This is a genomic window from Telmatospirillum siberiense (genome assembly GCF_002845745.1).
In the GTDB taxonomy this organism is placed as follows: Bacteria; Pseudomonadota; Alphaproteobacteria; order Rhodospirillales; family Magnetospirillaceae; genus Telmatospirillum; species Telmatospirillum siberiense.
Window position 1 is genome coordinate 78534 of record NZ_PIUM01000008.1, and the last position, 20316, is coordinate 98849.

Consider the following 20316-nt stretch of genomic DNA (forward strand, 5'->3'; position numbering starts at 1 on the left):
CGCGCCCGTGGCTGCCATTTGACATGGATGGAGCAATCGTCAATCTTCCGTCATGATCGTTTTCGACAACGCCATCACGGAACAGTCTTCGGTATTCGCCGAACCAATCGGGATTATCCGCGCCGACAAGCAGGAAGAGGTTCTCCCCGCCGTTGCGGCCATGGCATCGGCACTGGATAGGGGCGAATATCTGGCCGGCTTCTTCAGCTACGAACTTGGTTATGTGTTGGAAGACCGCTTGCTCCGGCTATTGCCGGAGCAACGGGGCATCCCGCTCCTGTGGTTCGAGATCTTCGCCGGGCCGGCGCAATATCATACCGGCGACACGCTGTGGCAGAAGGGCAAAGCTTATGCCGGCCCGATCCGCTGGGAATGGAAGAGGGCGGACTATGGCAGCCGCTTTGTCCGCGTCGCCGAATGGATCAAGGCCGGCGACATTTATCAGGCCAATCTCAGCATGCGCGGGCGCTTTCGTTTCATCGGCGACCCTCGCGCTCTCTTCCATGATCTTCGCAAGCATGCCGGTGCCGCCCACGGGGCCTACATCGATGCAAAAGAGTTTCAAATCATCAGCGTCTCGCCGGAGCTCTTTTTCGAACTCGCTTCCGACGGAACGATAACGACGAGACCGATGAAGGGCAGCAAGGCTCGCGGCGAAGACGACGAGACCGACCGGGCGGCGCGTGCCGAATTGGCTGCAAGCGAGAAGGATCGGGCGGAAAATCTTATGATCGTCGATCTGTTCCGCAACGATTTGACACGCATCGCCAAGGTCCCGAGCGTGCGGGTGCCCAGCCTGTTCGATATTGAGACCTATCCCACGATCCATCAGATGGTTTCGACCGTGACCGCGAAGATTCCGCCTCGGTTGGGCATCGATCGGATCCTCGCCGCCCTGTTCCCCAGCGGTTCCGTCACCGGCGCGCCGAAAATACGCGCCATGGAGATCATCGCCGCGACGGAGCAAAGCCCGCGCGGCGCCTATTGTGGCGCCATTGGCCATTTCGCCCCCGATGGCAGCGCCTGTTTCAATGTCGCCATTCGGACCATGACCCTTTCGGACGGATACGGAGAGATCGGTGTCGGCGGGGCATTGGTCGCCGATTCGCAATGCGACGCCGAATATGAGGAATGCTTGCTCAAGGCGCGCTATTTTGAACGCGCGCGCCATCCGGTGGCGCTCATCGAAACCCTGCGTGGTCGCCACGGAATCGACCGACATCTCGACCGCATGCAAAACAGCGCGGCCTGGTTTGACATCCCCTTTGATCGGGCCACCGCTGAAAAGACGGCAGCCGCCGCCGGCGAGGGGCGGGTGAGACTCGTGCTCCAAGAGGACGGGTGCATATCCGTTTCCACCGGCAATTTGCCGGTAAGCCAGGACGTTTGGCATTTCCGGATTTCCACCCGCCGGGTGGACAGTTCGGACCCTTTCCTCCGCCATAAAACCGACTGGCGCGAGCTTTATGATGAAGAGTTGCGGCTCTCCGGATGCGACGAGGTCCTGTTCCTGAACGAAAGAGACGAGATTTGCGAGGGAAGCCGCAGCAATGTCTTTTTGGTCATTGACGGGGCGTGGTTGACCCCAGCCGCCACGGCCGGACTCCTGAACGGCTGCCTGCGCGAGGAGATGCTGGCTTCCGGCCGCTGCCGGGAAGCGGTTCTGAGGATCGCGGATATCGAACGCTCGGAGCAAATATGGTTCGGAAACTCTCTCCGTGGATTGATCCGAGCAGAGCCCCAGGCCGCCATGGCCGGTTTTGGTGGCCATGGCCCGCCCGGATAAAAACCGCGACGGCCTCGTCTTTCAACGAAGGCTCGGTTCACGGGTCCAATGCCGGTACTTTCGTGGCTTCGTCGCGTTTCGGCACTCGCCAACCGCCCCGGGGTAGGGTAATAACGCAGATGCAATTCCGGTCGTCATCGGCCCCGACGAGCCGACGACGACAAGGGCCTCGACGCAATGCGCCGAGGCCCTTGTCGCTTCCGGGTGCCACCCGGGCACCAGCGAAACGGAAACGAGGTTCATGGTTACCCCTCATCTTGCCTGCCCATAAGTTTTGGTCGGCCTTAAGGCCTGCCATTTGCGACAAAACAAACTGAAGGATTTTGATCGGTGAATTGTGAGGAATGTGGTGCGTGCTGCGCCCATGCCGGAAGCGGCGCAACGGAAAATCGTGAGAATTCTCAGACCTCGAATATCGCCGATACCGTCTGCACTGCCTTCCGCGGCCGCGTCGGGGAACGTTGCCGGTGTAACATTTATGCCGATCGGCCCAACGACTGCAGAGAGTTCGAGGCCGGTTCCGTACAGTGTCTGGATTCCCGGCGCATTGCCGGCATCTGAAGACAACGCGATCCGCCGGGGCCTGCTCCAGCGCCGTGCCGCTATTTCGAAATCCTCGGCTTATGACGCCCCCAACCAGGGGGCTTTTTTATCGCGTCACGATTTGAGCTTCTTCATAAACAGCCCGAAGGACTGAGAAAAATCGGCAAAAAGGGGATGATCACGATGAGCCAGCATAACACCGGAGAACAATTTCAGGCCGACACAAAAAGCCCGAACCTCATCCTCTGAGAAAAAATTCTTTTTGTTCATTTTCTCGATAATTTCCAGGAGATTATCGTGACTCGGAAAGTCAAACTCCACATTTCCTCCGCCTTCTTTCTCCGGACTGACTTCAGAAATAGTCACATGATATTGATACTTCATTAATATTTCTCCAATCCATTATCATCCCACTCCGATTTCCCGAAACAATCGAGCAAGATACGCGCGACATATAGCGTTCGGCCCCAGTCACCATATGCTGATATGGGGAGCGACTGGGGCCGAACCGGGCACCTCGCGGGTGGGATCAAGGTGCCCTTTGCCGGGACGAAAGCATGCGGCAATCAAAGTTGCCGCGCCTCGCCGTCATTCCATCGGAAGCACAGCGCTCCCTTTTTTTCGCAAACTACCGCCCCCCGCCATAGGCGGCGGCATTCGTGTGCTCACCGACAGCGGCGGCACCGCCTTTTGCCCCCACCATTTCTGGTTGCGCCGTACAAGCAACGACAAAAGCAGCCATGATAAAAACACAATACTTCAAAAGATTTTTATTCATAGCAACCTCCGTTAAATCAAAAATTGAGAAAATAAAAATCAATAAATATATTAAATATTATAAACATTCGCACCGGCGGCACGATGATATGCAGAACCCCATAATCCACGGCACTTCCTAAAAACTGTTACAGCTGTCACAGCCTAAGCAGGTATTTACTCAAAAAAAACTAGCTCCCTCCACCATTCCTCAGTATCCGCTGAAGGAATCCCGTCAACTGACCGATTTCCTGATGAGAAAATCCTTCCAAATGTTCCCCAAGGACATCGACGGCTATCGGACGAAGATCCTTGTACAATTTCTTGCCGGTTTCCGTCAGGAACAGACGAACGACCCGACGATCGCGATCGCATCTTTCCCTGCGAATCAGATCGAGATTCACCAGCCGGTCCAACATGCGGGTCATCGACCCACTGTCGTAACCGATGGCTCGGCACAATTCGGCAGCCGTCCCCCCCGCTCCACTGGCAATTCGCATCAGAACCACCCATTGGGGCCCGCTGATGCCAATTTTTTTTGCCCGAACATCGATGGAGCGATCCAGCATCGCGACAACATCGGCCAATAGCCGGCCGACGTTGCTCTCCAGGGTTTCAACCGTATCGATGGACGACGCGCTCATATCATCACCAGGACGAACAGACCAAAATATCTGCCTAGGCAGATATTGTCATAACGCATCTTATGCTGTCAAGAGACATCCCCACGCCCCCCCATCCCGGGACGGAAGCGCAGGGATGTCGGCTGGACGGGATTAAGATATCGGAATCGCAAGAAACAACGCCGGCGGCAAATACGCCCGGGTTGGGCTCAAGCCGATGGTTCTTTCGGCCAACGACGGTGAAGCCAGAGCCATTGCCCCGGCCGTTCGCGCACCCACCGCTCGATAATCTGGTTGATGGTCCCCATCATTTCCCGCGCGTCACGGCCGCTGTCGCCGCTTGAAGGCAGGGCGAGGGCGGGTTCGAAGATAACGCGGAAACGGGAGTGCGGTAACCGCTCGATCCGTCCCGGCACCACGGGACAATGGAATTTGAGGGCGAAATGGGCAACGCCCGGCGCTGTCATGGCGTCCCGCCCCATGAAGGGAACAGAGATTCCATCGTTCATCTTCTGGTCGACCAGCATGCCGAGATGACCACCCGCCTTAAGAACCGTGAGGGCCTTGCGCGCCCCTTTGGCACCCTTGGCGATGAACCCCTCGGCGGCGATACCCCGCCCCTTGAGAACCAGATTTTCCACCCAGGGATTGTTGGAAGCCCGGTAAACGACATGGACGGGCAAACCCAGATGTTTGGCGATCGAGCCCGACAACTCCCAGCCACCGAAATGAGCGGTGATCAAAATGCCCGGCTTTCCATCGGTTCGCATGGCCTCGACATGCTCGGCGCCGATAATCTCCAGCCGCTGCTCGACGATCTGTTGCAAATGCGGAAATTCACCGACCACCCGTCCCAGGTTGTCCCAAACCTCGGCCGCGATGATGGTGATCTCATCCTCCGTCATCTCGGGAAAGGTCAGGTGCAGACTGCGGCGCGCCACATCATTGGCCTTCAGATGACGCCCGATGGTGCGGGCCAGCCATCCCCCGAGAGCCGAGGCCCAGTCGAGGGGAAGGATGGCGAACAGATACCAACCGGCGTAGGCGCCCAAAGCCTCCGCTCTTTGACGAACGGTCGGGATGGTGAACGGCTGCCTGGCGGGTATTGCGGGATCAGGCAAAAACTTGCCCTCCAAAAGTCCCAATCAAAGCGATCTGGCCTCCGTTTGGGCGGACGGGCGGGCTATCCGCAGTTTGCTCAGATCCGCCCCCGCCTGGCGAGCGCATTCTCGACACCGGAGAAGCGAGACTCGTCCGTTTGAGCGTTTGGGGCGACAAAATGAAACCGATCTCTCATTATAGCCGCCTCCGCCCATTTTCCCTATGCGCTTTCCGCTCGTCCTTGAGATAGACTGATCGGCGTCGCGGGCTTGGCATATGGGTTGTGCACCAGCCTTCCAAGCTGGATAAACGGGTTCGAGTCCCGTAGCCCGCTCCAACCACCCGAGTGCCCGCATGGCAAAAATCCTCACTCTTCTCGCCATTGTCCTGTCCTGCCTGCCGGGCAGGGCCGGTGCGTCCGAACCGCCCGAGGTCGTCGCCGCCTTGGCACCCGGTGGACGTTTGCGGGCAGCCATCAATTTCGGCAATCCGGTCCTGGCCCAGAAGGATCCCGATAGCGGCCAGCCGCGAGGTATTTCGGTCGACTTGGCGCGGGAGCTGGCTAAACGCCTGGATGTGCAACTCGACTTCGTCACCTTCGACGGGGCGGGCAAGGTGTTCGACGCCCTGAAAACCAACGCCTGGGATGTCGCCTTCCTGGCCATCGATCCGGTCCGCGCCAGCGAAATCGAGTTCACACCGCCCTATGTGATGATCGAAGGCACCTATCTGGTGCCGGCCGACTCGACCTTGACGTCCATCGGCGATTTCGACCGTTCCGGCATCCGTATTGCCGTGGGACGGGGCAGCGCCTACGATCTTTACCTCAGCAGAACGTTGAAATTAGCACAGCTGGTGCGCGCCCCCACCTCGGCGGCGGCCATCGGGCTTTTCCAAAGCGAAAAGCTGGAGGCCGCGGCGGGGGTCAAGCAGCCGCTGGTCGAAGCTGCCTCCAAAGAGCCGGGCTTGCGCGTCATTCCCGGCCGATTCATGGCCATCGAACAAGCCATGGGCACACCCAGGGGCCGGACCGCCGCCGCCGCCTATCTGCAGGCTTTCATCGAGGAAATGAAAGCTTCCGGCTTCGTCGCCCGGGCGTTAGCCGCCAGCGGCCAGGACGACGCCACGGTTGCCCCGGCGATGAGCCGCTGACGGCCTCGCGCCGGGTGGATTCGAAAATCAGTCTCTTTTAGGCGCCAACTCGATGGCCTGCCTCAATGCTTCCAGCAGGCTGCGCTCGTCGGCGATGCCCTTGCCGGCGATATCGAAGGCGGTGCCATGATCGACGGAGGTACGCACCACCGGCAGTCCGACGGTGATGTTGACCCCGGCCTCGATCCCGAAAACCTTGATCGGTCCATGCCCCTGGTCATGGTACATGGCGACCACCAGATCGAAATCGCCACGGGCCGCCCGGAAGAAAAGCGTATCCGCCGGCAACGGCCCCTCGACCTTCCAGCCTTCGGCACGGGTGGCGGCGATCGCCGGCGCGATCTTTTCCGCCTCTTCGCCGTGGCCGAACAGGCCGTTCTCGCCGGCATGGGGATTGATGGCGCAGACGCCGATGCGGGGATCGGCGATGCCCGCCTTGATCAGGGTCTCGTGGCCGCGCCGGATGGTCCGTTCCACCAGACCGGCGTTGATCCGGGCGATGGCATCCAGGAGACCGATATGAGTGGTGACGTGAATCACCCTGAGCCGGGGGGCCGTCAGCATCATGGAGACTTCCGGCGTGCCGGTCAGGTGGGCCAGCAATTCGGTATGCCCGGGATAGCGATGACCCGCGGCATGCAGCGCCTCCTTACTGATCGGCGCCGTGCAGATGGCGTCGGCGCCCCCTTCCACCACCAGACGGCAGGCGCGTTCGATATAGCGATAGGCGGCCTCTCCGGCGACCGGCGAAACCGCACCGAACGGCAGATCGTCGGGGACCAACCCGAGATCGATCACATCGACGATCCCCGATTTGAATTCGGCTTCATCCGGACGGGAAACGGCATGAACGTCGAGCGTCGAATCGACGATACGGGCCGCCGCTCTCAATCGATTGGCGTCGCCGACGACCAACGGCCGGCAGGCGTCATAAACCTCGCCATGGGCGAGACTCCGCATGATGATTTCCGGACCGACGCCGGCAGGATCTCCCATGGTGATGGCGATGATGGGACGGGACATGCTGCTCTCCTTCAGCTTTTCAAGCGATCCAGGCACCGGCGAAGCGTCATCGCCTCGCCGAAGCCACCGGCCTTCGTGACAACGGGAATAGAGTATTCGGACAAGGTCATCCCAAGGGGCACCCCCGGCTCGACGTCATCGAGCAGGCGAATACCCTGGACACCCATGCGAGACAGAACCGCGCAAGCCGTATCGCCGCCGGTGGCGACCAGAGCTCCGATCGAGGGAGCCAGCGGCCCCACCATCTCGGCCAGACGGCCAACGAGATCGGCCCCCTTGGCAAGGTCCGGGCTTTCCGCCAGGGCGATTTCCAACAAAACGTCACGCCCCGCGAGCAATCCCCAGGAAAGCTTTTCCACGGCGGCTTCCCACGAAGCGTGGCCCGGACCGGCGAACAGGGTCTCGGGCGCCACCGGCACATGAACCACCCGCTGCTCCGCGACCAGCAAAGCGGATTGCGCCCTTGAAGCTTCCGCCAAACTGCCGATCACCATCAGAACGCCGCCATGACGGGGCGGAAGCGGCGGATGAGGGGCGGCAACCGGTTTCTCGATGGCCGCCAAGGCACCCGCCAATCCGGCGGAACCGACCCAAACCAGTTCTCGCGATAGACCAAGAGCGGCGACGGCCACCACGGCGAGATCGCGATCCTCGCTACAATCGCAAACGACGGCGGCCACTCCCCGCTGATCCGCCGCCCGCATGCAATCCCGCACCCTTTCGGCTCCGGAGCGAACGACATCGAGAGCGACCACGTCGGCCGTCAGTCCCGCGCCGGCAAGAATGGCGGGCAAATGGGCACTGGGATAGCTATGGTCCCGAGCCCAAAGGGGGGTCTTTTCCAGCGGGGTATCGCCGACCATCACACGCCCCCCCACGCTGACCCGACCGGCGGCGGGAAAAGCCGGAGCCAACACCACCAGGGGCGGCCGGCGATCATCCGAAACAGGCAGGACCGCCAATTGCGCGGCCAATTCGGCAAATGGCTGGCCCCTGAGCGTGGAATCGATCTTTTTATAAAGATGCATTCCCGGCCGCCAATGATCGGCCAGTGCGGCAACCTGGCGTTCCGCCGCCTCGCCTTCGCCAAAACGGCGACTATCGACATCGATCGACAAAACGGTGGCGCATGGCTTCGCTCCGGGTCCCCAGGCGACGATCGCGTCGAGACCACGCTTGGCGAAGGCAATGGCGCAGTCGGCGGCGCCAGTCAGATCGTCTGCCAGGATCAGCCAGTGCGATGGCATAAACTCGCCCTTTCAACGACGGCACCGATATTGGACATGAACAGGATCGGACCTTCGCAAGATATGCGTAAAATGCGCAAAAAGCCATTAGGAACAAGATAACTTCGTGCATATAGATATCATTTTTGCGCATATCACGCAAATTTTATCGTCAGACCATTCCCCTCTTCGCTTCCCCTCCCATCGCCGCCGTCATGACCGGCAGGAGAGTTAGGCTTCGTCAAACAGCCCGATTCTGTTATGGTCCGAACGCCATCCCCGCCCGCCTGCCTTTTGGAGCCCGCGATGACCTTTCTGCTCAACCTTGTCTGGCTGATTTTCGGCGGAGGCCTTTTGGCAGCTTTCGGCTGGGCAGTCTCCGCGCTCCTGATGGCGATCAGCATCATCGGCCTTCCCTGGACGCCGGCGGCGCTGCGAGTCGCCGACTATACACTGCTCCCCTTCGGCCGCAGGATCGAGACAGCTCCCACCCCGGTCAGCCTGGCCGGCAATATCATCTGGTTCATCCTGGCAGGTTGGTGGCTGGCGCTCGGACATCTTCTCCTCGCCATCGGCTTGGCCGTAACGATCATCGGCATTCCGTTCGCCTGGGCGCATCTCAAACTGGCTTATATGACCCTGGCCCCGGTTGGAACGACGGTGGTTTCCACCCCTCCCCGACGCCGGGCATTCTGACCCGCGGGGCATTTGCCCCCCCCAACTGACGAAATCGATCCATCCCCATCATCGCGCGTTGTCGTTAAGCCACCGTCCGCGCGCGGATCGCGCAATCGCGCCCGTTCCGCACACCCCGGCATGAGTAAACTAAATTTCAATATTAGTTAAAAAAATCTGAAGATTCACCGCCCGGTTTCATAGCATCGAACGTTACACCATCACGCCCGCTCTCGAGAGCGCGGACTCACCCTTTTTGCGATGGAAACGGGCCAGACCCGTCAAGGGGGTCAGAATGCCGGTGATTTCAACGAACAACGCGGCAAATTCCGCGCTGAACTACCTGAACAACAACTCCAACAAAGAAACCAATCTTCTCTCCCAATTGGCCAGCGGCTCCCGTATCGTCCAGGCATCCGACGATGCCGCCGGTCTCGCCATCGGTACCCAGCTGCAGGCCAGCGTCACCGTTTATAACCAGAATGCGACCAACGTCGCCCAGGGCACGGCCATCCTGCAGTCGGCCGACGGCGCCCTGGCGCAGATCAGCAACGTCCTCCAGCGCATGATGGCGCTGGCCACCGAGGCCGCGTCCGGCCAGGTCACCAACAGCCAGCGTTCCGAAGACATCAATACGGAATACACGCAGCTCAAGAGCGAAATCAGCAGCATCGTCAGCAGCACCACCTATGCCGGCAAGACCCTGCTCTCCGGCTCCTTCCTCAGCAACGTGAAATTCCTCGTCGGCACCCTGTCGTCCAACTTCATCACCATTTCGGTAGCCACGGTTTCCGTCGCCGGCCTGCTGGGTTCTACCGGCTCGACGGTGAGCTCGGCGGCCACGGCGTTGCAGGCGATCAGCAAGATCAACTCGGCGATCAATACGATCACCAAGGATCGCGCCAAGATCGGTGCCTATGAATCTCAGTTCTCTTTCAGCAGCCAGGTCATCGCCACCAACACGCAAAACATCACGGCGGCCGCCTCGGTGGTTCTCGACGCCGACGTTGCCTCGGTGAAGTCGCAGTTGTCGTCGATGGACGTGAAAACACAAGCCTCGGTCGCCGCCTTGACCCAGGCCTCGCAATTGCCGTCGGAACTCTTGAAGTTGATCCAAGCGGCATAAGGGCCTGGAGCCCTCCGACCAGCCTCCCGAAACTGGAGGCAAAAAATTCCGCCGGTGGCGCTTGTCATCTAAAATGACAGGCGCCACCGGCACCGGCCGGCCTGGCCCGAGCAGTTTCATCGCAGCGTATCCCGTTTCAGTGACAGCCGTCATATACGTCCCCCGCCCGCTCTTCCAAGATCGCCCCAGCGGTCGGCTTCCCCAGTTGGATTTCCGGCCAGAGCCTCCTGACAAGAGCCGGTGTTCCGATGCCCAAATACCCGCATTTCATATGGCGTTTCGCCCTGTTCGCCCTTCTTGCCATCGCCTGCGCCCTGACCACACCGCGCACTGCGGCCGCCAGCCCGATCAATTGTGTGCAGTATGTCGAACACACCACCCAGATGGCCTTGCGGGGTAATGCCTGGCAATGGTGGGAAGGCGCCGCCGACCGCTACGCCCGCGGACGCCAGCCCTGGCCGAAAGCCGTTATGGTCTTCGCCAAAAGCGGCCGCCTGCGGTTCGGCCATCTGGCGGTGGTCACCCGCCAGATCGATCGCCGAACCGTTCTCGTCGATCACGCCAACTGGTCTCCAGTGGGTGGCCGGCGCGGCTCCATCGAACATGGCGTTCGCATTGTCGACGTCTCGGCGGCCAACGACTGGAGTCAGGTTCGGGTATGGTACGGACCGTCCGCCGATGTCGGGCAGACGGTCTATGCGGTGCGGGGATTCGTCTATCCCTGGCGCGCGGCGCGTCTCGTCAAATCCTGGGAAACCGACCCGCTCAGCAATCACATAGAACAGATCGACGCGCTAACACCATGATCGGTGCTGGAAGCAAGCCGATCATGGCGTCAGTTCCGGATAATTTCCGACCGAAAACTGCTATCAGCCCCTGACGAAATACCGAGGATGAACCTCCTCGTTTCTCAGCAAGGCGAGCACATTGCGCACCGTCTGTAAGGAAACCTCGCGGCGAGCCTCCTCGGTCACGCCGCCGATGTGCGGCGAAACGATGACATTGGGAAGGTTCCACAAGGGATTGTCGGCGGCCGGCGGTTCCGGCGCGAAACTGTCCAACCCCGCCCCGGCGATAGTCCCGGCCTCCAAGGCCTTGACCAGCGCCGGTTCATCGACGACTTCACCGCGGGCGGTATTGATCAGAAACGAGCCCGGCTTCATCAGACCCAATTCCCGGGCACCAATCAGGTTCCGCGTCTGCTCGGTCAAGGGACAATGCAGACTGACAACATCGCAGTCGGCCAAAAGAGTTTCCAATTCGGCGATGCGCGGCAGATCCGGAGCAAACGCATCGTCGGGGGCAAACGGGTCATAGGCGACGACGCTCATACCGATGGCCCGCACCATGCCGGCCAAAGCCCGGCCGATCATGCCCAGCCCCACCAAGCCAAGCTTGCGTCCACGCAACTCATGTCCCTGATAGGACTTTTTCTCCCAACCGCCGCCACGCACGAATGCGTCCTGACGTCGCAGGTCCTTGATCAGGGCCAGCATCAAGGCCAGCGCATGCTCGGCGACCGAATGGGCATTGCAGCCGGTCGCGGCGAGAACCGGCAAGCCGAGGCGTTTGGCGGCCGCCACATCGATATCGTTGGTCCCGGCGCCATGCTTGGCGATCACCTTGAGCCGCGGCGAGGCTTTCATGATCGCTTCGTCCACCCGGTCGATCAGACGGACGATGACGGCATCCGCCTGATGGCGGGCCAACAATGCGATCACCTCGTCCTTTTTCGGATAGGGTCCGGTCGCAATGGAGGTGACACCGGCCGAACGCATCATCTCCTCGCCTTCCTGGGCGACGGGTCCGCCCAGGCTCACCACAGTGAACGTCATTGTACTCTCCTAAAAAGCGATCTTTTCGGACGTGGCGGCATCGGCCTATTTCCTGCTCTCGATGGGCTCGACCTTGGTCAGCAGGAAAGCGTAATTGACGATTCCCAGCACCCCGAGCCCCGCCGAAAACATCAAGGCGGCCGTGAAGGATCCGGTCTTGGCGACAATGAAGCCGGTAACGATGGGCCCCACGACTCCGCCGAAATTCGAAACCATGTTTTGCAAGCCGGCCACCGTCGAAGCCATGTTGCGCGGGGCCACATCTCCCGGCAGCGCCCACACCTGAGAGGCGGCGATGGTGGTGCCCGCCTTGGCGACGCACAGCAGCGCGACCGTGAAAATCACGGAATGGGCGAAAGGGGCCAATCCGATGCATAAGGCCATCGTCAGGCCGCCCACCAGGAACAGCTTACGGGTCGCGGTCAGGGAAAGAAGCTTGCTATGAACGACGCGATCGGAAAGCCAGCCGGCGAGAATTTCGAAAACCAATCCCGACAGCAAAGGTAGCGAAGCGACAAAGCCCATGGTCAAAAGCCCCATGCCATGTTCTTTGACGAGATAGGTGGGAAGCCAAGTGATAAAGAAATACGAGATATAATTGATCGTAAAGAAGCCGAGACACATCGCCCATATGTTACGATAGCGAAGAAGCTCGTACCATTTCATGGGGATGGTCTTGTCCGTTCCATGGTGACGGATCTGCCCACTTCTAATGTAATCAACCTCTTCTTTATTAATGTATTTATGGGTCTCCGGGGTTTCCGAAAAGAACCACCACCAGACAACGCTCCAAATCAACCCCACCACACCGATTGCGACGAAGGTCAGCCGCCAATCGAGAAGGGAAATCAACCAGACGATGAGCGGCATGGCCACGGCGCCGCCGAATTTCGAGGCGCTGTCGAACAGTCCGGAGATCGTCGCCCGCTCCCTGTCGGGAAACCATTTCGAAGCGATCCCGGCATTGCTGGGATAAGCCCCGGCCTCGCCGACGCCGAGCGCGACGCGAAGACCGAAAAGCGAAAGAAATCCAGTGGCAAGGCCAGTTGCCGAGGTCGCCAGAGACCACCAGGCGACGGCGCCGCCCAGACCGAACTTCTGGCCGAATCTGTCGGAAAACCATCCTGCCGGGATCTGCAACATGGCATATGACCAGAAGAATGCCGACATGACCAAACCCATCATGTCGATGGGAATGTCCAAATCCTTGATGAGACGGGGCGCCGCAGCGGAAAGAACCGTGCGGTCAACGTAATTGATGGCGATGGCCAGCCACATCAGGGCCGCCACCCACCACCGGATGTTGGTCATTTTCGTCGAAGCAGTCGCCATGTTTTCCTCCCGCTTTTCTTGGTTCCGGCCTTGGCGGCTTGATATGCGAATTTGCGGATGCTGGCGGTCCGATCCCGACGCTTGCCTCCCAAGCGTCGGGTGAATCGGCCCGCCAACTCATTGATCCGCTTTAGCTGGCGGCTTCGACGTACCGCTTGGAAATTTCGGCGATCTTGCGGTCGACCTCCTCGGCAATCAGTACCGGAGCGCGGCTCCAGCCGACATCGGGCATGGCGTGGCACAAAGCGCGCTTGACCATCGCCGGCGGGAAACCCAGGGCATAGAGTTCCTTGCGCAGCGCGCTGAAACGGGTCTGATGGGCTTCCGCCGCCGTCAGATCGCCGCGAACGAAGGCGGAATGGATGCCGTTGACCGTCACCGGGCAGACGTTTCCGAGGCCTGAAATGCACCCCGCCGCCCCATTGCGCAAGCCGTGCAGGATGAGAGAATCAGGCCCCACCAGGACGTCGAAATCCGAACGATCGCGGGCGATTTCCAGGAAGGCGTCGAGGCTTTCCTGCGATCCCGCGCTGTCCTTGATGCCGATGATATTGGGATGATCCGCCAGCACGCGGGCCGTGGCGGGCTCCAGCGTGTTTCCGGTCCGGGCCGGGATGTTGTAGAGATAGACCGGCACGCTCAGCGCGTCGGCGACCTTCCGGTAATGATCGATCAGTTCGGCCTGCGAGCAGGCGATGAAGGACGGCGTGATCGCCGATACGGCCTTGACCCCCAGGCGGGCGATCACCTTGCCGAGAGCGATGGTCTGGCTGGTGGAGATTTCACCGATATGGCCCAGCACCGGGACCTTCCCTTGAGCCGCCTCGACACAGGTTTCGGCGACACGAACCTTTTCCTCGAACGACAGTGCATAGAATTCACCGTTGGTGCCGGCGAAAAACACACCGTTGCCGGCCGCGGCCTGACGGTTCACCTGACGGCGCAAAGCCGTGGTATCGACACGCTCCTCCTTGTCGAAAGGAGTGACGATGGCAATGAAGGGGCCTGTAATCTTGGTCATTTTCTCACCATTCCGGGTTCTGGATTAAAGAGGCGTCGGCCATGTGGGCTGGTCGGCACATCAAAGAGCGGCGCGATACATCGCGAGGATGTCGTCACGCCCAACATCGCGCGGATTATTGTCGAGCAGCCGGCGGATAGCGTGCGCCTCGTCGGCCATGGCAGGTAGATCCTCGGCGGACACACCGAACGCCGACAGGTGCATTTCGCATCCCAGGCCGGCGCACCAACGGGAAGCGAAGTCGAACACGGCGGACGACTCTTTCGCGGCCGGCAATCCGAGAGCGGCCAGAACGGCGGCGGTCCGATCGGCAACGACGGGCGCATTGAAGGCCAGGACATGCGGAAAGATCAGCGCGTTGGCCGCGCCATGCGCCACATGATAACGGGTGCCCAAGGGATAAGCGACGGCATGGCCGGCGGCGGTGTTGACCGGACCCAGGCAAAAACCGCCATAAAGCGAGGCCAGCGACAAACCGGCCCGCGCCTCGCGGTCGCCACCGTCGGCGATGGCGCGGGGAAGCCAATGACCGACCAGCCGGATACCTTCAAGGGCAAAGAGATCGATGGCCGGATGGGCCTTCTTGTTGGTGAAGGCCTCGACGCAATGGGCCAAGGCGTCGACACCGGTGGCCGCGGTTACCGCGGGCGGCACGCTCAACGTCAGATCGGGATCGACCACGGCGAGATCGGCCAGCATATGGACGCTCTGCACCGCCATCTTGTTCTGCGTCACCGGATCGGTAACCAGGGCGCGGGTTCCCGCTTCGCTGCCCGTCCCCGAGGTGGTCGGCACCTGAATGAGAACCGCCCGCCTGCCGGCCGTCACCTTTTCGGCCCCGACGACATCGGCGATCGTCTGACCGCTGCCCGGCAGAACGGCGGCCAGTTTGGCGAGATCCATGCTGCTGCCGCCACCGAAACCGACCACCACCTGGGCATCGGCGGTCTTCGCGGCGGCCAACGCCATTTCCAGATTGGCGGCATCAGGCTCGGGCTGCACATCGGAGAACACGCTGACCATTCCGGGGAGATCCAAAAGATCGACCCGGCCGGCATTGAAGGCATCCGCCACCACCAGGACGCGGGAGAACCCCCGCTCGCGCACCCAGCGCCCGACCATGGAAACAGAACCCGAGCCGAATTCGATATGGCGAGGGCGAGTCAGGTCGATGGAACGGGTCAGAGCGCTCATCATGTTGTCACTTTTCTGTCAGACGGTGGGGCGAGCCGGGAAACGCATCCCTTGCGGGTTTTTAAGACAAACCGATTGGAGCGGAAAAGCGGCAACCTGTCAACATGTTGTAATGTTGTAATGCAGCATTGGAAATGGCCCAAACAGGCGATCCCTCGACGGCACGTTCAAGCGATTGCCCCGGATGCCGACTATTGCAAGTTGACAACATCACAAGCTCCGACCGTATGATGCCTCGTAATGGAATTGGTTCGGTGGTGAGGCGAATGGTTGACTCCATGGCGAATGAAATCGGCGCCGCGGAAAATAGTCAGGGATACAAAACCCCGCTCGTCCAAAGGGTCTATCAGCAGCTATGGACGAAGATCAGCGCGGGGGACTATGAGCTCGGACAGAAATTGCCGGGAGAACATGAACTGGCCTCGCAATTTCTCGTTTCACGCCCCATCGTGCGCGAAGCGCTCGGTCGCCTGAGAGAGGAAGGCCTGATCTATTCGCGGCGCGGGGCCGGCAGTTTCGTCAAGGTCCGCTCGCAGAACCGGCCTCTGGGCTTTGCCCCGGTCGAAACCATTGCCGATATTCAACGCTGTTACGAGTTCCGCCTGACGATCGAGCCGGATCATGCCTATTGCGCCGCCCTGCGCCGTAACCAGGCGGCGCTCGACGCCATCGCCGTGGCGCTTGACCTGCTGCACGACGCGACCGAGGCCCATCGCCACCGGGAAGATGCGGACTTCGCCTTCCATTTCGCCATCGCCGAAGCGACGAACAATCATTATTACGTCTCGTCCATGCAGGCGCTGAAAGACCACATCTCGGTCGGCATGAAATTTCACGGCGTCTCGCTGATGGGGCCGCAATCGGGCCTGGCCGGCGTTTTCAGCGAGCATCAGGCCATCTTCGAAGCCATTCGCGATCGAGACGCGGAAAAGGCGAAGACCGAGATGCGCGACCATCTGGCAGGCTCTCGGGAACGCGTGTTCGAAGGCAAGGAACTGGATCTGTCGCTGTAACGCCCCCGTCGGAAGGACGGCGCGCTTCAAGTCCTCACGACCGAAAGGACAGGTTGAGACGCAGAGTCAGCGGTTGGCGCATCTCGGGAGGTGGCGGCTCGCTCAAGGGCTTTTGCGTCAGCAACTGACGAAGATCGGCATCGGCCCGGGCATCGCCAAGCGATGGAAAGTCGACATGCCCCACCTGTCCGTCAGCGTTGATCCACACCTTGACCTGCAACGGGGGTTGTGGAACAGCCTGCTGACCGACCGCACGGTCTTCGAGAAACTTGTGGAAGCGATAGGCCACGTCGTCGTCGGCCATCAACCAGACCTGAAATTGCCGTCCCACCAGGCCGGCATAGCTGCTCCAGCTTTGCGGAACGGCACCGTTCGGCGACTGCGCCGCCACCGGGCCGGCCAGACAAAGAACCCCCGACAGAGCGGCCGTCAACAGATGAAGGACCGCACGACCACCTGCCCTCATCCCCGCCCCCGTTTTTTCCATCTGCAAACAGCGACATTTTTCGGCGATGCCGTTGCCGACGCCAGTGAAGGATCGGTGACAGCGACGGCGAAGGCCAGCATGGCCCCACCACTTTCCGGAAAAGAGCTGTTCAGCCGCAGATGATCCCCACCATCAAGGTGGCCGCGCGCGGCGCGCGGGCCTGCAGCGGACTGACCTGGGCCAGCTCGCTGTCCTCATAGGCAAGGCCCAGATGTTGCAGGAAACGTTTGATCGCCGGGGCGGAAACGGCGACGACTTCGGAGCGTCCTGCCCCGGCCATTTCCCGTCGGACGATCAAACCGATGACCAAACCGCCTTCATCGAGTACCGGACTGCCGCTGGCCCCATGATCGGCTGCCGAGAACAAGGACACCTTCACTTCGCCCGGACCCGGTTGGCGATCGAGAAGAACGCCGTTGTACATCAGAGTTGCCCGGTCCTTCAGATGCGAAAGAGCGTCATAACCGGCGGTAAACACCGGCTGACTGGGCCTGATACGATCATCCTTCGTAAAAACCGCCGTCAAATACGGCGAAACCGCTGTCCGCAGGACGGCAAGATCGGCCTCGTCGCTCACCGCGATCAATTCGGCACGGCTCACCCGCCCATCCTTGAGAACGTACAATGCCCCACACCCCTCGACGGCGTGCCTGGCGGTCAGCAGGGAACCATTGTCATCGAAGAAAAAACCGGATGCGTTGGGCATCACGTCACCACGACGGGTCGTGGTGGCGGCATTGAGATCGTCGGCCCAAACGGGCCGGCCGGCGGAGACGATCGCCGCCGAGAGGATAATCGCCAGAACCATCGTGGCGAATCCGCGCCACTCGACACGATTGAAGTCACCCCACATTTCCAGCCTCAACCTCGCTCGCGAAAATCCGGCTCGCCCGATAAGCCGAGCCCGAACTATATCGTTCGATATATGCAATCATAAAGACATAAATTAAATGACGAACACCCTCAAAAGAAGTCGAGGGGGAGCCAATCCCCAATCCGCCCGTCAGGCTGCGGCGGATTGGAAGGCCGCACTCGCCGCCACGGCTCCCCGGATGCCATTCTTGCCGGTCGCCTTGACCTGATACATGGCAAGATCGGCGGCACGAAGAAGGTGCTCGGCCCGCAGCCCATGGTTCGGATAAAGAGCCAAGCCGACACTCGCCGTGACCGCAATCTCCTCGCCCATGAGCAAAAACGGCTTCCGCAACGCCCTGGCCAACCTTTCCCCCAGGCGACGCATGCCTTTGACCTGTTCGTCCTGCGCAAGAATGACGAACTCGTCACCGCCCAAACGCGCCACGACGTCGGATGACCGGACGACCCGATTGACCCGGCGGGCGATCTCGATGAGCAGAAGGTCACCCGCCTGATGACCGAATCGATCATTGACCGCCTTGAACCCATCGAGATCGATGAAGGCGACCCCCACCGTCTTGCCTTCGCGCGCCGCGCGGGCGATGGATTTTTCGAGATGTTCCATGAAACAGGTCCGGTTACTCAAGCCGGTGAGGGAATCACGGATGACCAAGGCTCGCAGATCGGTCTCCACCGCGTCACGTCGCGCGGTCTCCCTGCACAGCAAAACGCGGATCAGCGCCACCGCCAGAAAAGGAAACAGCCAGAACTTGTAGCGATCGACAGACTCCGCGGGCAATGGCGACAATGTCGCCGATACCCCGTCCAGACCGAAGATCCAGAGTGCCGCGAGAAAAAGATAAGCCAACGTGATTTTCGTGGCCGCTGTCATTCTTATCCCCTCATTCGCCTCGGCGAATGAGGTTAATCATGCCCATAAAAAGTATACGACAGGTTAAATTAATTTCTTTCTTTCAAATATTTAATTCACAACTCAATGTAAAAATTGAAAAGTACTTGTCAACAAAGTCACGCATCTTAAGCGTGAGATGTCTCATGCTCGGCCGATTCCCCTGGTTTATACCCACATTTCGGACAGGCAACGCCTTTCATCTTCTTGGACTTGCGGCAGGCTCGTCCTTCGCCGGCCTTGGCGACGATCGAACCGCACCCCCTATCCCTGATTTGCCAACGTCTCGAGCCGCACCAGGGACAACCCGACAAACAATCCGAGCACTTTTCCATGCCAACTCCTTAACCGGGAGCCGGCGCCGCCTCAACGGCGCCGGCTCCCGGATTAAGCCTCTCGCTAAAGAAACTCCGCTGCCGCCCGCGGCAGATCGGCGAAATCGGAAATCACCAGATCCGCTCCGAGTGTCTCGGCGGGAACCTGGGTATAACCGAAGCCGACCACGACGACCGGAACACCCGCGGCCCTCGCCGCGGCGACATCGTTGGGACTGTCGCCCACCATGAGGACCTTGCGGTTCTCCACCCCCATGCTTTTCAATGTCGCCAGCAGATGGCCGGGATGCGGCTTACGCTCAGGCACGCCGTCTCCGCCGACCACCGCCGAGAAAAACCGGCTCATGTCCAAGGCATCCAGCAGAAGACGGGAAAGATCGTTCGGCTTGTTGGTGCAAACGCCCATCGGATGCCCCGCCGCGCTCAAGGCGGCAAGCGTCGTCAGCACGCCCGGAAAAGGGCGGGTTTCGACGGCGGCATGCGTCCGGTAGAAGGCGAGAAACCGTCCGACCGCGTCGGCCGGAGCACCGGGCACGCCACCCGTCGCCGCCAGACACCGTTCAACGAGCACACCGGCGCCGTCGCCCACCCAAGTCCGCATGTCGGCGAGCGACGTCGATTTTCGCCCCAACTCGGCCAATAACTGATTCATCGCCCAGGTCATATCGGGCAGACTGTCGACCAGGGTGCCGTCCAAATCGAACAGCACGGCGGCGGGCAGCTTATCTGGCGTCTGATTCATGGATCCTCCGAAACGCCGCCGTTTTGCCACCGGCGCCCCGGCGAGGCAAGGAAAGAGACCTTTTCTCTTTCTCTTTTTTTAACGGATCATCGATATGATGACTTTAATGCACGAACAGCTACAATACCTTGGAACAACCGCAAGGCGACGGAGACCCACAAACGATGGCCGATGACGATAAGAACGCCATGCCCGAGGCTGTCTTGGGTGCCGGCAACGCGCGCGAGGCCGCCTATGACATCCAGGTCGAGCTATACGCCGTACTCGGCCACGCCAATGTCCAGGTGAAGCAATTGCTGAAGCTGGGTCGTGGCGCCGTGGTCGAATTGGACCGCAAGATCAACGAGCCGATCGACCTGTTCGTGAACAAGAAGCTGGTCGGACGTGGCGAAGTGGTGGTGGTCGACGACCGCCTGGGTGTCACCGTCACCGATATGTTGAAGGGACAGCGGGGCGACTGACGCCCCCGATCTTCCGTTCGGCGACCGCCGCAAACCGCCGCGAAAACCGGCGGGCTGACTTTCATCTGGACAATAAGCATCCTTCGCGCTTGCGCCTTTCTTTGGCAGACCCCCGTCTTG

Annotated in this window: 21 protein-coding genes and 1 tRNA gene; 8 read left to right on the forward strand and 14 right to left on the reverse strand. The window is 60.4% G+C overall.

Features of this window, described 5'->3' with window-relative positions:
* The first annotated feature begins 52 nt into the window (after nt 1-52).
* The gene (locus tag CWS72_RS09460; protein ID WP_101250350.1) at nt 53-1786 is read left to right on the forward strand and encodes an aminodeoxychorismate synthase component I; all 1734 of its coding nucleotides are present in this window, start codon (nt 53-55) and stop codon (nt 1784-1786) included.
* A gap of 657 nt (nt 1787-2443) precedes the next feature.
* Here the strand turns inward: CWS72_RS09460 and CWS72_RS09465 are convergent.
* The 4 genes from CWS72_RS09465 to CWS72_RS09475 all read right to left on the reverse strand — a co-directional run bounded on the left by CWS72_RS09465 (nt 2444) and on the right by CWS72_RS09475 (nt 4829).
* Nucleotides 2444-2713: a DUF3861 domain-containing protein gene (locus CWS72_RS09465; protein ID WP_101250351.1), complete on the reverse strand. Its 270-nt coding sequence runs from the start codon at nt 2711-2713 to the stop codon at nt 2444-2446.
* 244 nt (nt 2714-2957) lie between these two features.
* On the reverse strand, nt 2958-3107 hold the full coding sequence (locus CWS72_RS27760; protein ID WP_158240575.1) for a hypothetical protein: 150 nt from the start codon (nt 3105-3107) through the stop codon (nt 2958-2960).
* Between the two features lie 169 nt (nt 3108-3276).
* The gene (locus tag CWS72_RS09470; RefSeq protein ID WP_101250352.1) at nt 3277-3729 is read right to left on the reverse strand and encodes a MarR family winged helix-turn-helix transcriptional regulator; all 453 of its coding nucleotides are present in this window, start codon (nt 3727-3729) and stop codon (nt 3277-3279) included.
* A 188-nt stretch (nt 3730-3917) separates the two neighbouring features.
* Nucleotides 3918-4829, reverse strand: coding sequence for a lysophospholipid acyltransferase family protein (locus CWS72_RS09475; RefSeq protein ID WP_241911655.1), 912 nt, complete (start codon nt 4827-4829; stop codon nt 3918-3920).
* Nucleotides 4830-5072: 243 nt separating this feature from the next.
* Between CWS72_RS09475 and CWS72_RS09480 the strand changes: the two genes are divergently transcribed.
* Together CWS72_RS09480 and CWS72_RS09485 are read left to right on the forward strand one after the other, a co-directional pair.
* Nucleotides 5073-5146 (forward strand) — tRNA-Gly (locus tag CWS72_RS09480).
* A 17-nt stretch (nt 5147-5163) separates the two neighbouring features.
* Nucleotides 5164-5961, forward strand: a complete 798-nt coding sequence (locus CWS72_RS09485) for an ABC transporter substrate-binding protein (protein ID WP_101250353.1) — start codon at nt 5164-5166, stop codon at nt 5959-5961.
* Nucleotides 5962-5988: 27 nt separating this feature from the next.
* On the opposite strand, the gene pdxA is transcribed toward CWS72_RS09485, so the two are convergent.
* On the reverse strand, nt 5989-6984 hold the full coding sequence (pdxA, locus tag CWS72_RS09490; protein WP_101250354.1) for a 4-hydroxythreonine-4-phosphate dehydrogenase PdxA: 996 nt from the start codon (nt 6982-6984) through the stop codon (nt 5989-5991).
* Nucleotides 6985-6995: 11 nt separating this feature from the next.
* Nucleotides 6996-8231 carry a four-carbon acid sugar kinase family protein gene (locus CWS72_RS09495; protein WP_101250355.1) on the reverse strand — a complete coding sequence of 412 codons (1236 nt, stop codon included), beginning with the start codon at nt 8229-8231 and terminating at the stop codon, nt 6996-6998.
* 285 nt (nt 8232-8516) lie between these two features.
* On the opposite strand from CWS72_RS09495, the gene CWS72_RS09500 reads away from it, so the two are divergent.
* From CWS72_RS09500 to CWS72_RS09510, 3 genes are all read left to right on the forward strand, one after another.
* Entirely contained in the window at nt 8517-8906 is a 390-nt protein-coding gene (locus CWS72_RS09500) for a YccF domain-containing protein (protein WP_101250356.1), read from the forward strand.
* Nucleotides 8907-9180: 274 nt separating this feature from the next.
* Nucleotides 9181-10011 carry a flagellin gene (locus tag CWS72_RS09505; protein WP_101250357.1) on the forward strand — a complete coding sequence of 277 codons (831 nt, stop codon included), beginning with the start codon at nt 9181-9183 and terminating at the stop codon, nt 10009-10011.
* A 248-nt stretch (nt 10012-10259) separates the two neighbouring features.
* Nucleotides 10260-10817 (forward strand): CHAP domain-containing protein, encoded by a 558-nt coding sequence (locus tag CWS72_RS09510; protein ID WP_101250358.1) that lies wholly within the window; start codon nt 10260-10262, stop codon nt 10815-10817.
* A gap of 63 nt (nt 10818-10880) precedes the next feature.
* Here CWS72_RS09510 and CWS72_RS09515 read toward each other — a convergent pair whose 3' ends face one another.
* The 4 genes from CWS72_RS09515 to CWS72_RS09530 all read right to left on the reverse strand — a co-directional run bounded on the left by CWS72_RS09515 (nt 10881) and on the right by CWS72_RS09530 (nt 15396).
* Nucleotides 10881-11846, reverse strand: coding sequence for a hydroxyacid dehydrogenase (locus CWS72_RS09515; RefSeq protein ID WP_101250359.1), 966 nt, complete (start codon nt 11844-11846; stop codon nt 10881-10883).
* Nucleotides 11847-11891: 45 nt separating this feature from the next.
* Complete coding sequence (locus CWS72_RS09520) at nt 11892-13178, reverse strand: MFS transporter (RefSeq protein WP_146002693.1); 1287 nt, start codon at nt 13176-13178, stop codon at nt 11892-11894.
* Between the two features lie 130 nt (nt 13179-13308).
* A complete protein-coding gene (locus tag CWS72_RS09525) occupies nt 13309-14199 on the reverse strand; it encodes a dihydrodipicolinate synthase family protein (RefSeq protein ID WP_101250360.1) in 891 nt (296 codons plus the stop codon).
* Nucleotides 14200-14259: 60 nt separating this feature from the next.
* Nucleotides 14260-15396: an iron-containing alcohol dehydrogenase gene (locus CWS72_RS09530; protein ID WP_338056170.1), complete on the reverse strand. Its 1137-nt coding sequence runs from the start codon at nt 15394-15396 to the stop codon at nt 14260-14262.
* Between the two features lie 275 nt (nt 15397-15671).
* Between CWS72_RS09530 and CWS72_RS09535 the strand changes: the two genes are divergently transcribed.
* On the forward strand, nt 15672-16406 hold the full coding sequence (locus tag CWS72_RS09535; RefSeq protein ID WP_199175613.1) for a FadR/GntR family transcriptional regulator: 735 nt from the start codon (nt 15672-15674) through the stop codon (nt 16404-16406).
* 34 nt (nt 16407-16440) lie between these two features.
* Here CWS72_RS09535 and CWS72_RS09540 read toward each other — a convergent pair whose 3' ends face one another.
* The 4 genes from CWS72_RS09540 to gph all read right to left on the reverse strand — a co-directional run bounded on the left by CWS72_RS09540 (nt 16441) and on the right by gph (nt 19735).
* Nucleotides 16441-16872 carry a YbaB/EbfC family DNA-binding protein gene (locus CWS72_RS09540; protein WP_146002694.1) on the reverse strand — a complete coding sequence of 144 codons (432 nt, stop codon included), beginning with the start codon at nt 16870-16872 and terminating at the stop codon, nt 16441-16443.
* A gap of 130 nt (nt 16873-17002) precedes the next feature.
* A complete protein-coding gene (locus tag CWS72_RS09545) occupies nt 17003-17701 on the reverse strand; it encodes a S1 family peptidase (protein WP_158240576.1) in 699 nt (232 codons plus the stop codon).
* A gap of 195 nt (nt 17702-17896) precedes the next feature.
* Nucleotides 17897-18640, reverse strand: a complete 744-nt coding sequence (locus CWS72_RS09550) for a GGDEF domain-containing protein (protein ID WP_101250364.1) — start codon at nt 18638-18640, stop codon at nt 17897-17899.
* Nucleotides 18641-19057: 417 nt separating this feature from the next.
* Nucleotides 19058-19735 carry a phosphoglycolate phosphatase gene (gph, locus tag CWS72_RS09555; protein WP_101250365.1) on the reverse strand — a complete coding sequence of 226 codons (678 nt, stop codon included), beginning with the start codon at nt 19733-19735 and terminating at the stop codon, nt 19058-19060.
* A 164-nt stretch (nt 19736-19899) separates the two neighbouring features.
* Here gph and fliN point away from each other — a divergent pair, with 164 nt between their 5' ends.
* Entirely contained in the window at nt 19900-20196 is a 297-nt protein-coding gene (fliN, locus tag CWS72_RS09560; RefSeq protein WP_101250366.1) for a flagellar motor switch protein FliN, read from the forward strand.
* The last annotated feature ends 120 nt before the right edge of the window (nt 20197-20316 follow it).

What these genes read in the sequence shown, in the direction of transcription:
- CWS72_RS09460 (WP_101250350.1), top strand. Translation starts at nt 53, where the DNA reads ATGATCGTTTTCGACAACGCCATCACGGAACAGTCTTCGGTATTCGCC.
- CWS72_RS09470 (WP_101250352.1), bottom strand. Translation starts at nt 3,729, where the DNA reads ATGAGCGCGTCGTCCATCGATACGGTTGAAACCCTGGAGAGCAACGTC.
- pdxA (WP_101250354.1), bottom strand. Translation starts at nt 6,984, where the DNA reads ATGTCCCGTCCCATCATCGCCATCACCATGGGAGATCCTGCCGGCGTC.
- CWS72_RS09520 (WP_146002693.1), bottom strand. Translation starts at nt 13,178, where the DNA reads ATGGCGACTGCTTCGACGAAAATGACCAACATCCGGTGGTGGGTGGCG.
- CWS72_RS09485 (WP_101250353.1), top strand. Translation starts at nt 5,164, where the DNA reads ATGGCAAAAATCCTCACTCTTCTCGCCATTGTCCTGTCCTGCCTGCCG.
- CWS72_RS09540 (WP_146002694.1), bottom strand. Translation starts at nt 16,872, where the DNA reads ATGAGGGCAGGTGGTCGTGCGGTCCTTCATCTGTTGACGGCCGCTCTG.
- CWS72_RS09515 (WP_101250359.1), bottom strand. Translation starts at nt 11,846, where the DNA reads ATGACGTTCACTGTGGTGAGCCTGGGCGGACCCGTCGCCCAGGAAGGC.
- CWS72_RS09505 (WP_101250357.1), top strand. Translation starts at nt 9,181, where the DNA reads ATGCCGGTGATTTCAACGAACAACGCGGCAAATTCCGCGCTGAACTAC.
- CWS72_RS09535 (WP_199175613.1), top strand. Translation starts at nt 15,672, where the DNA reads ATGGCGAATGAAATCGGCGCCGCGGAAAATAGTCAGGGATACAAAACC.
- CWS72_RS09510 (WP_101250358.1), top strand. Translation starts at nt 10,260, where the DNA reads ATGCCCAAATACCCGCATTTCATATGGCGTTTCGCCCTGTTCGCCCTT.
- gph (WP_101250365.1), bottom strand. Translation starts at nt 19,735, where the DNA reads ATGAATCAGACGCCAGATAAGCTGCCCGCCGCCGTGCTGTTCGATTTG.
- CWS72_RS09530 (WP_338056170.1), bottom strand. Translation starts at nt 15,396, where the DNA reads ATGATGAGCGCTCTGACCCGTTCCATCGACCTGACTCGCCCTCGCCAT.
- CWS72_RS09495 (WP_101250355.1), bottom strand. Translation starts at nt 8,231, where the DNA reads ATGCCATCGCACTGGCTGATCCTGGCAGACGATCTGACTGGCGCCGCC.
- CWS72_RS09545 (WP_158240576.1), bottom strand. Translation starts at nt 17,701, where the DNA reads ATGGTTCTGGCGATTATCCTCTCGGCGGCGATCGTCTCCGCCGGCCGG.
- CWS72_RS09465 (WP_101250351.1), bottom strand. Translation starts at nt 2,713, where the DNA reads ATGAAGTATCAATATCATGTGACTATTTCTGAAGTCAGTCCGGAGAAA.
- CWS72_RS09550 (WP_101250364.1), bottom strand. Translation starts at nt 18,640, where the DNA reads ATGACAGCGGCCACGAAAATCACGTTGGCTTATCTTTTTCTCGCGGCA.
- CWS72_RS09525 (WP_101250360.1), bottom strand. Translation starts at nt 14,199, where the DNA reads ATGACCAAGATTACAGGCCCCTTCATTGCCATCGTCACTCCTTTCGAC.
- fliN (WP_101250366.1), top strand. Translation starts at nt 19,900, where the DNA reads ATGGCCGATGACGATAAGAACGCCATGCCCGAGGCTGTCTTGGGTGCC.
- CWS72_RS27760 (WP_158240575.1), bottom strand. Translation starts at nt 3,107, where the DNA reads ATGAATAAAAATCTTTTGAAGTATTGTGTTTTTATCATGGCTGCTTTT.
- CWS72_RS09500 (WP_101250356.1), top strand. Translation starts at nt 8,517, where the DNA reads ATGACCTTTCTGCTCAACCTTGTCTGGCTGATTTTCGGCGGAGGCCTT.